General features: G+C 69.4%; 9 protein-coding genes. 7 read left to right on the top strand and 2 right to left on the bottom strand.

Going from position 1 to position 11,176, the window contains the following annotated elements; translation table 11 throughout:
- Nucleotides 1–227 precede the first annotated feature (227 nt).
- The 6 genes from AB0H87_RS30240 (at nt 228) to AB0H87_RS30265 (ending at nt 7,464) form a co-directional block, all read left to right on the top strand.
- On the top strand, nt 228–1,049 hold the full coding sequence (locus AB0H87_RS30240; protein WP_360153100.1) for an MHYT domain-containing protein: 822 nt from the start codon (nt 228–230) through the stop codon (nt 1,047–1,049).
- 242 nt (nt 1,050–1,291) lie between these two features.
- A complete protein-coding gene (locus AB0H87_RS30245; protein WP_360153103.1) occupies nt 1,292–2,638 on the top strand; it encodes an ABC transporter substrate-binding protein in 1,347 nt (448 codons plus the stop codon).
- 87 nt (nt 2,639–2,725) lie between these two features.
- A complete protein-coding gene (locus AB0H87_RS30250) occupies nt 2,726–3,787 on the top strand; it encodes a sugar ABC transporter permease (RefSeq protein ID WP_360153106.1) in 1,062 nt (353 codons plus the stop codon).
- 2 nt (nt 3,788–3,789) lie between these two features.
- Complete coding sequence (locus tag AB0H87_RS30255) at nt 3,790–4,755, top strand: carbohydrate ABC transporter permease (protein ID WP_360153109.1); 966 nt, start codon at nt 3,790–3,792, stop codon at nt 4,753–4,755.
- A gap of 42 nt (nt 4,756–4,797) precedes the next feature.
- Nucleotides 4,798–5,820, top strand: coding sequence for a LacI family DNA-binding transcriptional regulator (locus AB0H87_RS30260; RefSeq protein ID WP_360153112.1), 1,023 nt, complete (start codon nt 4,798–4,800; stop codon nt 5,818–5,820).
- A gap of 33 nt (nt 5,821–5,853) precedes the next feature.
- Nucleotides 5,854–7,464 (top strand): glycoside hydrolase family 13 protein, encoded by a 1,611-nt coding sequence (locus tag AB0H87_RS30265; RefSeq protein ID WP_360153115.1) that lies wholly within the window; start codon nt 5,854–5,856, stop codon nt 7,462–7,464.
- A gap of 280 nt (nt 7,465–7,744) precedes the next feature.
- On the opposite strand, the gene AB0H87_RS30270 is transcribed toward AB0H87_RS30265, so the two are convergent.
- Together AB0H87_RS30270 and AB0H87_RS30275 are read right to left on the bottom strand one after the other, a co-directional pair.
- Nucleotides 7,745–9,184, bottom strand: a complete 1,440-nt coding sequence (locus tag AB0H87_RS30270) for an MFS transporter (RefSeq protein ID WP_360153118.1) — start codon at nt 9,182–9,184, stop codon at nt 7,745–7,747.
- 35 nt (nt 9,185–9,219) lie between these two features.
- Entirely contained in the window at nt 9,220–10,284 is a 1,065-nt protein-coding gene (locus AB0H87_RS30275) for a LysR family transcriptional regulator (protein WP_360153121.1), read from the bottom strand.
- Nucleotides 10,285–10,793: 509 nt separating this feature from the next.
- On the opposite strand from AB0H87_RS30275, the gene AB0H87_RS30280 reads away from it, so the two are divergent.
- On the top strand, nt 10,794–11,006 hold the full coding sequence (locus AB0H87_RS30280) for a hypothetical protein (protein ID WP_360153124.1): 213 nt from the start codon (nt 10,794–10,796) through the stop codon (nt 11,004–11,006).
- Nucleotides 11,007–11,176 lie beyond the last annotated feature (170 nt).

Here is an 11,176-nt window from a genome sequence, read left to right on the forward strand (position 1 = left end):
GCTCGAACTCGCCCACCGCTTCCTCCCGCCGATGGTGGCCCGCGGGCGGGGTGGCACCACACCCCAAATCCCTCCGATCCCACCGGGGTCGGCACCAGGGTCCAGGTCAGCTGGACCGCGGTGCCGGCCCCGGCGGCGTTTGCCATGACCGGCAGATGTTCGGCTGCGCGTGATTAGCCGGACACTCTGTGCGTCAATTTTCGGGCGGCGCGTGCGGGGATGACCGGGTGGCCGAGATTCATCACTTCGCACATGGCGCCTTCAACCCGGTGGCTGCCTTCCTGCTGTCGTTCATCGGCTCGCTGCTCGGCCTGGTCTGCACCGCGCGGGCGCGGGCGACCCGGCAGCGGGCCCGCCGGGCGCGCTGGCTCGTGCTCGCCTCGATCGCGATCGGTGGCGCCGGCATCTGGCTGATGCACTTCATGGCGATCCTCGGGTTCGCCGTGCCGGCCAGTCCGCTGCGCTTCGATCCCTACCTGACCATGGCGAGCCTCGCCCTGTCGGTGGTCACCGTGGGTGGCGGGTTGTTCATCGTCGGCTTCGGCCGGCGCCGCGTGCTCCGCGTGCTCGGCGGCGGCCTGCTGACCGGCCTGGGCGTGGTCGGCATGCACTACACCGGCATGCTCGCGATGCGGGTCTACGGCGTCATCAGCTACAACCCGCGGCTGGTGTTCGCGTCCATCGGCGTCGCGGTGGTGGCCGCGACGGTCGCCCTCTGGTTCACCGTCACCGTCGGCAGCTGGAGCCGGATCGCCGTCGCCTCGCTGGTGATGGCGCTGGCGGTGTGCGGGATGCATTACACCGGAATGGCCGCGATCCAGGTACGCCTGCACGAGTCGGGCATCCACCACGTCCAGGGCGTCAACCCGATGCAACTGCTCGTACCCATCGTTCTCATCACCTCGGCGGCCCTGATCGGCATGGCGTTCAGCGGTCTCAAGGCGATGACCGAGGAGGAGTTCGCGGCCCCGCCGCCGTCGAGCGCGGGCGGTCGGCACTCCGAGACTCCGTTCACCGTGGCCCTGCGTCCCGGCGGTGAGACTCTCTAGCTCCTGTCCGTTGTCAATATCGACCGGCTAAATGCCCGCCTGGAGCGTTTCCAGACGGGCATGCCGTATTTGTCGAGGTGAGAACGGTGTATTTCTCTCTGTAGGTTTCTCGATTGTTACATCGTCGTGCCTTCCACGATCTGGACGGACCTCCGTGCAAGCGCTTGCATGTGAACACGCCCACAATCGACACCGGCACCGGGCAGCCCGCCCGCGATCGTCCGGCAAGGAAGGAGGACGGCATGGCGGTCTCTTCCAGACCTCGCCAAGCCCTCGTGCTCGCCACCACCCTGGCGCTGGCCCTCAGCGCCGCTGCGTGCAGCAGCGATGACGGTGGCGACAGCGGCAGCGCCAGCTCCGGCGACTGCGCCGCCTACGACGCCTACACCGGCAACGACGGCACCACCGTTTCCATTTACGCATCCATCCGTGACGCCGAGGCCGACCTCCTCGAGGAGTCCTGGAAAAAGTTCGAGGACTGCACCGGCATCACCATCAAATACGAGGGCAGCGGCGAGTTCGAGGCGCAGCTGCCGGTGCGGGTCGACGGCGGCAACGCCCCCGACATCGCGTTCATCCCGCAGCCCGGCCTGCTGAAGCGCTTCGCCGACGCCGGCAAGCTCAAGGAGGCCTCGGCCGACACGAAGACCATGGCGGAGGGCAACTACGCCAAGGAGTGGCTCGACTACGCCACGGTCGGCGGCAAGTTCTACGGCGCGCCGATGGGCTCCAACGTCAAGTCCTTCGTCTGGTACTCGCCGAAGCTCTTCGCCGAGAAGGGCTGGAAGGTCCCGACCACCTGGGACGAGATGATGCAGCTCAGCGACACCATCGCGGGCGCCGGCATCAAGCCCTGGTGCGCGGGCATCGAGTCCGGTGACGCCACCGGCTGGCCGGCCACCGACTGGATCGAGGACGTCATGCTCCGCGACGCGGGCGCCGACGTCTACGACCAGTGGGTCGAGCACAGCATCCCGTTCAACGACCCGAAGGTCGCGTCGGCGGTCGACCGCGTCGGCAAGATCCTGAAGGACGAGAAGTACGTCAACGGCGGCTTCGGCGGCGTCAAGAGCATCACGACGACCTCGTTCCAGGAGGCGGGCACGCCGATCCTGGAAGACAAGTGCGCGATGTACCGGATGGCCTCCTTCTACGCCAACCAGTGGCCCGAGGGCACGAAGGTGGCCGAGGACGGCGACGCGTTCGCCTTCTACCTGCCGCCGGTCGACCCGGCCAAGGGCAAGCCGGTGCTCGGCGGTGGCGAGTTCACCGTCGCGTTCGCCGACCGTCCCGAGGTCCAGAAGGTCCAGACCTACCTGGCTTCGGGCGAGGCCGCCAACAGCCGCGCCAAGCTCGGCAACTGGGTCTCGGCCAACAAGAAGCTCGACATCGCCAACGTCGAGAACCCGATCGACAAGCTGGCCGTGGAGATCCTCCAGGACCAGAGCGCGGTGTTCCGGTTCGACGGCTCCGACCTGATGCCCGCCGCCGTCGGCGCCGGCACGTTCTGGAAGGGCATGGTCGACTGGATCAACGGCAAGAGCACCAGCGAGGTGCTCAACCAGATCGAGGGCTCCTGGCCCAAGTAATCCGATGACGGTGGCCGGCCCGCGAGGGCCGGCCACCTTCTCGGTTCAACCCCCTACAACGCACAACGCTCGCATCCTGGAGGGCGGATGGAGTTCGAAGACTTCGCGCCGAAGCTGACGATGTTGCTGTACGGCGTGATCGGGTTCGTGGTGGTGGTCGGCGGACTGCTGCTCCTGCTCGACGTCGTGCCCAACTACTTCGCCCGGCGCCGCGAGGCCGCCCTGGTCGCCGCCTCGCTCAGCTCGTCCGACGCGCCCGCCGGTCAGCGGGTCGGCCGGCGGGTCCGCAAGCACCGTGAGGGCCTGCTCGGCCTCGCCTTCCTGCTGCCAGCCCTCCTGCTGCTGCTCATCGGCCTCGTCATCCCCGCGATCCGCACGATCATCCTGTCGCTGTTCAACGGCAACAGCGAGTCGTTCGTCGGCCTGGACAACTACGGTTGGATCTTCCGGGAGAACGACATCATCCGCGTGCTGCTCAACACCGCGGGCTGGGTCGTGCTGGTCCCACTGCTGGCCACATCGGTCGGCCTGCTCTACGCGGTGATGGTCGACCGGGCCCGGTTCGAGGCGATCGCCAAGTCACTGATCTTCCTGCCGATGGCGATCTCGTTCGTCGGCGCGGGCATCATCTGGCGCTTCGTGTACGCGTACCGCGGCGAAGGCGACCAGATCGGTCTCCTCAACTGGCTCTGGACGTCGGTGGGCGGCGAGCCGCGGCAGTGGCTCAACGAGGGCCCGCTCAACACGTTCCTGCTGATCGTCGTGATGGTCTGGATCCAGGCCGGCTTCGCGATGGTCATCCTCTCGGCGGCCATCAAGGCGATCCCCTCCGACATCGTCGAGGCCGCCCGGCTCGACGGCGTGACGCCCTGGCAGATGTTCTGGCGGGTCACGCTGCCGAGCATCCGGCCCGCGCTGATCGTCGTGGTGGTCACGATCTCGATCGGCACGATGAAGATCTTCGACATCGTCCGGACGATGACCAACGGCAACTTCGACACCAACGTCGTCGCGCTCGAGATGTACAACCAGGCCTTCCGTTATCAGCAGGCCGGGCAGGGCTCCGCGCTCGCCGTGTTCCTGTTCATCCTGGTCATCCCGATCGTCATCTTCCAGATCCGCAACCTCCGTCGCCAGCGGGAGGGCTGAACATGACCACGACCACCCCCGTGCTCGCCGGTGAGGCGACCGCGGAGCCGATGCCCCGCACCGCCGCCGGACGGGTGCGCAAGCGGCTCAACAGCCGCACCGCGACGATCGTCTCGATCATCATCGCGCTGGTGTGGACGGTGCCGACCTTCGGCCTGCTGCTCTCGTCGTTCCGGCCGGAGGACGAGATCAAGACGACCGGCTGGTGGACGTTCTTCAGCAACCCGCAGCTGACCTTCGAGAACTACAACGAGGTCCTCTTCGGACGGTCGTCGTCCTCCGGGCAGCTCGCCAACTACTTCGTGAACTCGCTGGTCATCACGATCCCGTCGGTGCTGTTCCCGATCGCGTTCGCCGCGCTGGCCGCGTACGCGCTGTCCTGGATCAACTTCCGCGGCCGGGACTGGCTCTACATCGCGGTCTTCGCGCTGCAGATCGTGCCGCTGCAGATGGCGCTCGTCCCGCTGCTGAGCTTCTTCTCCCGCGGCATCTCGCTCGGCGGCATCACGCTGCTGCCGCCGTGGGACCTCGACAACGAGGGCAAGTTCATCCAGGTCTGGTTCGCGCACACCTGCTTCGCGCTGCCGTTCGCGGTGTTCCTGCTGCACAACTTCATCTCGCAGCTGCCGGGCGAGCTGATGGAGGCGGCCCGGGTCGACGGCGCGGGCCACTCGAAGATCTTCCGGAGCGTCGTGCTGCCGCTGATCACCCCGGCGCTCGCGTCGCTGGCGATCTTCCAGTTCCTCTGGGTCTGGAACGACCTGCTGGTCGCGTTGATCTTCGCGGGTGGTGGGCGGGAGACCGCGCCGCTGACGGTCCGGCTGGCGGAGCTGGCCGGCACCAGAGGCGGCGAGTGGCAACGGTTGACCGCCGGCGCGTTCGTGTCGATCGTCATCCCGCTGATCGTCTTCCTGTCCCTGCAGCGGTACTTCGTGCGAGGACTGCTGACAGGCAGCGTCAAGGGCTGATTCTTGCCGGCGACCGTCCTTCCGCGCGCGAGGTGACGGACCATGACGAGGATCGACGACGTGGCCCGGCTGGCGGGCGTCTCCACCGCCACCGTGTCCCGGGCGCTGCGCGGCCTGCCGACGGTCTCGCAGACGACCCGGGAGCGGGTGCTGGAGGCGGCCGCCCAGCTCGGCTACATCGCGTCGCCCAGCGCCTCCCGGCTGGCCGGTGGCAAGACCCGGGCGGTGGCGGTGGTCGTACCCAGGATCACGCCGTGGTTCTTCAGCACCGTCGTCGAGGCGGCCGAGGAGCGGCTGCACCGGGCCGGCTACGACCTGCTGCTGTTCAACCTCGGTGGCAGTGAGCACGCCCGGCAGCGGCTGCTCTACACCAGCACGCTGCACAAGCGGGTGGACGCGCTGATGCTGGTCGCGACGCCGCTGGCCGGGCAGGACTTCGCGGCGGTGACCGGGCTGGCCCTGCCCGGGGTGACGGTCAGCGCCGGGACGCGGGTGCCGGGCTGGCCGAGCGTGCGGATCGACGACGTCGAGACGGCCTGTCTCGCCACCGACCACCTGCTCGCCTTGGGCCACCGGCGGATCGCGCACATCTCCGGCGACCCGACCGACGAGCTGGCCATCTCCACCCACCTGGACCGCCGGCGCGGCTACCAGCAGCGGCTGCGGGCACACGGCATCGAGCCGGACCCGGCGCTGGACGTCGAGGCCACCTTCACGATTGCCGGTGGCAGCCGGGCGACCGCGGAGCTGCTCCGCCGCGGCGAGCCGCCCACGGCGATCTTCGCGGCGTCGGACGAGATGGCCATGGGCGCGATCGCCACGCTGCGCTCCGCGGGCCTGCGGGTGCCCGACGACGTCAGCGTGATCGGCGTCGACGACCACGACGTCTCAGGTGTGGTGGGGCTCACGACGATCGCCCAGCCGGCGGCCGCGCAGGGCCGGATCGCCGCGGAAACCCTCCTCGGCCCGCTGGGCGGCAACGTGAACGGCTATGGTGACCGCTTCGTGGTGCTGCCCACCAGGCTGGTCGTACGTGATTCGACCGCGGCACCGCGGGCACACTAGGTCCTTTGCCGTCCTCTGCGTTGGGAGCACGCCGTGAAGTGGTGGCGCGACGCCGTCATCTACCAGGTCTACCCGCGGTCGTTCGCCGACTCCGACGGCGACGGCATCGGTGACCTGCCGGGCATCATCAGCCGGCTCGGCCACCTGGCCGCGCTGGGCGTCGACGCCGTCTGGCTGTCGCCGTTCTATCCGTCGCCGCAGGCGGACGCGGGCTACGACGTGGCTGACTACCGCGACGTCGATCCGATCTTCGGCCGCCTGGCCGACGCCGACAAGCTGATCGCCTCGGCGCACTCGCTGGGTCTTCGGGTCATCGTCGACCTCGTGCCCAACCACACGTCGGCGCAGCACCCGTGGTTCCAGGCCGCGCTGGCCGCGGCGCCGGGCAGCCGGGAGCGGGACCGCTACGTGTTCCGGGACGGTCGGGCCGACGGCTCGCCCCCGAACAGCTGGCAGAGCGTGTTCGGCGGCGACGCGTGGTCGCAGCTGCCGGACGGGCAGTGGTACCTGCACCTGTTCGACGCCGGCCAGCCGGACCTCAACTGGGACAACCCGGAGGTGCGGGCGGAGTTCGAGGACATCCTGCGGTTCTGGCTGGACCGGGGCGTCGACGGCTTCCGGGTCGACGTCGCGCACGGGCTGGTCAAGCAGGCCGACCTGGCCGACTGGCATCTGCCGATGGTGCCGCTGACCTCCGAGGGCACCGAAGGCGGGCCGCGGCCGCCGATGTGGGACCAGGACGGCGTGCACGAGATCTACCGGCGGTGGCGCAAGATCCTTGACGGCTACGAGGGCGAGCGGATCCTGGTCGCCGAGGCATGGGTGCAGCCGGCGGAGCGGCTGGCTGCCTACGTGCGGCCGGACGAGATGCACCAGGCGTTCAACTTCGAGTACCTCGAGGCATCGTGGACGGCCGCCGCTCAGCGGTCGGTGATCTCCCGGTCTCTCGCGGCCAGTGCGGCGGTCGGCGCGCCCACGACCTGGGTGCTGTCGAACCATGACGTGATCCGGCACGCGTCCCGGCTCGGGCTGCCGGTGGGCACGCCGCGGCCGAACGGGATCGGCGCCGGCGACAAGCAGCCGGATGCGGGGTTGGGGTTGCGCCGGGCGCGGGCGGCGACGTTGCTGATGTTGGCGTTGCCCGGGTCGGCCTACCTCTACCAGGGTGAGGAGCTCGGGCTGCCCGAGCACACGACGCTGCCGGACTCGAGCCGGCAGGATCCGACCTGGTTTCGGACCCACGGTGCTTCGGTCGGGCGGGACGGGTGCCGGGTGCCTGTTCCGTGGGAGGCGGACGCGCCTTCGTACGGCTTCGGGCCCTCCGATCGCAGTTGGCTTCCGCAGCCGGCGGTGTTCGGTGAGCTGGCGCTCGATCGGCAGGTGGGGGTGCCGGGGTCCACGTACTCGCTGTACGTGTCGGCGTTGCGGCTGCGGCGGGAGCTGGGGCTGGGTGCCGGGGAGCTGGCCTGGGTCGGCGGTCCGGACGACGTGGTGGCCTTCAGCAACGGAGACCTGCTCGTCCTGACCAACTTCGGCTCGGCGGCCGCCGAGCTTCCGGAGGGCGCTGAGGTGCTGCTTTCCAGCGAGCCGGTGAATGGTCGGTCGGTTCCTACGGACGTCACCGTGTGGGCTCGGTTGTCCTGAGCACGCCTTTCCCCCGCTGCCCGAGTCTCCACGTCTCTCGGTCGGCGTCAAGGGCGCTTCGCGTCGGCTGCGCGGCCACCCTTGACTCCGGCCGAGAGCCGAGGATCTGGCACCGATCGGGGACGGAGGCAGACCGGAGACACGCAATCCAGAGCACGTTTCGGTGGTGTCCGGTCGGGTTTTGGGGTGAGCGTGACCCGGTGCGGGCCTGGCAGCGAAGCGGTGTCTGGCGGGAGCGACGGTCGCGACCGGCGCGGGCCCGAGCCATGTTGCTTTTGATCTATCGACGCATCTGGTCGTGGGTGTCGTCGATGGGGGTGCGGGCGGTGACTTCGGCGCGTTTCTGGAGGAGCTCGTGCAGCGCGGTGATGTCGCGGGGGGACGTGCGCGAGGCGAGCCAGTACATGATGCCGGTGGGGATGAAGAAGAGCTGGAACGCGGCCAGGCCGACCGAGTAGTTCAGCGGTGACGCGTAGGTCGAGGCCATCACCGCGAACGCGACCGGGATCAGGCCGTTGCCGGCCGCTCGGCCCACGCCGTTGGTGAGGTTGCCCAGGCTGTAGACCGTGCCGCGGTACTCCGGGGGGTTGATGTCCGCGATCAGGGCGTACCAGTTCGGGGAGTTGGCCGAGGTCAGGGCCAGGGCGACGATCGCGATCAGCAGGGTCAGGGTGACCGTCGGCTCCGTGACGACGCTCGTCACCGCCGCGCCCAGGACCGCGCCGGCGCCGGCGTTCGGTGGGACGTCGATCTTGAACGGTAGGAAGAACAGGACCAGGTAGAGGGGTACGGCGGCGAGGATGCCCACGCTGGCGACCAACGCTCGGCCGCGGGGGGTGCGGCGTTGCAGCTTGTCGCCGATCAGGCCGCCGAAAATCGACAACGCACCGCCCAGTTGGAACATCGTCGCGAAGACGCTGCCCACGACGATCGCGGTGTCGTTGTCGTAGCCCTGGGCGATCGCGCGTTCCCGGAACAGGACCGGCAGCCAGACCAGCGAGCCGAAGGCGATCTGGGCGGGCAGGCCCTGCAGGATCAGCCAGACGTTCGTGCGGCGGTGGGCGATCGCCGGGAGGTTCTTGCGGCTGATCCGGTAGTCGTACTCGTGGCCCTCGGCGATCGCGCGGGCCAGTTCCGGGTCGCTCTGGCCGCGGCGGATGTCGTAGGTGAAGAAGTAGGCGACCGTGGCTACCAGGCCGACCGCGCTGAGGATCAGGAACGGGCGTCGCCAGTCGGCCGCGCCCAGTACACCGCCCAGCAGGGTGCCCGCGAACGTGCCGATGCCCTGGGACAGGCCCCACAGGCTCATCACCAGCCCCCGGCGTTTTGGCTTGATCAGGTCGCTGACCACCGAGAAGCCGACCGAGCTGACCGCGCCGAGGCCGACCGCGGCGGCCACCTGGGAGACGAAGAACAGCAGGTACGTGCCGGCGACCGCGCTGCCCGTCATGCCGGCCGCCCAGAGCAGCGTGCCGATCATCAGCAGCGGCTTGCGGTTGCCGCGGTCGCCGTAGTAGGCCCAGGCGACCGAGGCGGCGGCGCTGACCAGGAACGACGTCGCGGTCACGGTGCCGACCAGGCCCAGCGGCACGTCGAACGAGTCCGAGATCGGGCCGTAGAGCGGCGGCACCAGGCCCACCGCGACGTTGTCGAGCGACGCCAGGACGATGAACACCACGACGCTGTAGATCCGGTGCACCCGGCCCCCGGTGGTGGTCATGCCGGGAGGCTACCCCGGGCTCCGGGTCAATGGATCTAGGAGCGTTGGGTCGGTATCGGTGTGGCGGATGTGAGCGGTGCGCCGGAGATCCGGTGGCGGCCGCGGTCGAGTTGCAGCACCCCGGCGCGGAGCGCCTCGATCACCGGGCGCAGCGCCGCCTGGTGCACGTCGCGGATGGTCACGCAGATGTCCATGCGCAGCGGGGTGGAGCCGTCGTGGATCGGCACCCACTTGAACCGGTCGGCGCCGCCGCCGCCGAACACCATGCCGTCCTTGTACGGGAGTGCGACGTCGGACGGCACGACAAGGATCCGGCCCCGGTCGCGGCCCGGGCGGTGGCGCTGCGTGCGCAGGCGGATCACGCTCGTGGCCGTCTCGTAGGTCTCCATCGCCACGCGGCTCGCCGGGTCCGGGTCGGGAATGCCGGCCGCCGCGATCGCGTCCTCGAGCACGCGCCTGGCCCGCACGTCGCGGGGCTGGAGGAACGCCTCGTAGTCGTTGACCAGCTCGTGCAGGGAGAGCCGGTCGTCGGGGAAGTCGCGGTCGATCATGGCTTCGAGGCGGGCCTCGTAGAGCCGGGTCGAGCGCAGGCCGGGCCGGCGCACGGGCGGGCCGATGATCAGGTGGAACTCGTTGCGCAGCAGGCGGTCGACGGGGTCGCCGAAGAACTGGTGCTCGGCCCGGTTGGGTTGCGAGAGGTATTCGACCCGCAGCTTGTCGCCGCCCTCGGTCGCGCGCAGCCGGTCCTCCGCGAGCGCGACGAACTGGGTGTGGTGCGGCCCGCAGGCGAGGGTCCAGACCGTCGGCCGGGCGGAGGCGGAGCCCATCCGCTCGTGCAGCGCGACCACCTGCCGGGCGATCTGCAGGACCCGCTCACCGGCGTCGGTCAGCAGGTATCGGCGGTCGACATTGCGGCGTACCAGCGACTCGCCGACACAGCTCTCAATCTTGGCGATCCGGTGCTGGACGGATTGGCGGCTGTAACCGCCGTGGAACCCGGCCATGCGCCGGGCGGCGTCCTCGTAGGACCGCTCCTCGGCGAGCGCGATGAACGCCCGGAAGTCCCACTCGTCCAGCGGTTTCGGGCGCTGTTTTGACACGCGTTCAACGTAACGTCGGCCGGTGGATACCTGAAGTGTCACATTGGCGATATCAACTGCGCATATCCCGGCTTCGGTCGGTCACGCAGAGAAACCGCTCTCAGCATCGGTGTGAGGTGGATCACCCTGTGCGGCAGCTGTGCGGCCACTTTATCGGCTCATATCGGGCGCACGCCACGTTACGTTCCGTCAAGGGTTACGGAGCGCGAGTCTTCCGCAAGCGCCCTTTGCAGTTGCCCGAAGACCGGCCGGTCACGCGAGCGTTATGGCGCGCCGGAAAGGAGTACAAAGACAGAGCGGCTGCTCCGGTGGTGTCGGAGCGGCCGCCACATGTCCAACCCGGCCGAGGAGCCGACATGTCCAGCAAATGCCCTCGCCTTCTCCGGAGCTGGCGGCGCCCGCTCCGTCTTCGTTCCGCAGCCTCACACAACGACGGCCCGCTCAACGCACAAGCCGTGCGTCAACCACGCGTCCTCCCGATTCCGGCGGTCGGGCACCTGAATACCGCGATGTCGGAGGTGCATGCGTCCCGGGTCGCGATGCGCAACGCGTTGCTCGAGATCGACCAGGCGATCACGGAGGGGGAACAGGTCGACCCGGCGTTCCGCCGGCTCATCGACACCGAGATCAGCGGCACGCGGGAAGAGGCCGCGATGCTGACGGCGCTGCTGGTCACGGCGGGCCAGGCCGAGCCTGCGGACCGGCCCGCGGTCCGGAGCTAGACACGCCGCCGCGGTGCCGTGCCGGGAGTTCGGAGCTGGACACGCCGCCGCGGTGCCGTGCCGGGAGTTCGGAGCTGGACACGCCGCCGCGGTGCCGTGCCGGGAGTTCGGAGCTGGACACTCCGTGTGGGCCTTCTCGATCTCGTCGAAGAGGACAACGGAGAACGGCC

Origin of the sequence: Asanoa sp. NPDC050611 (genome assembly GCF_040654855.1) — a bacterium.
Classification (GTDB): Bacteria; Actinomycetota; Actinomycetes; order Mycobacteriales; family Micromonosporaceae; genus Asanoa.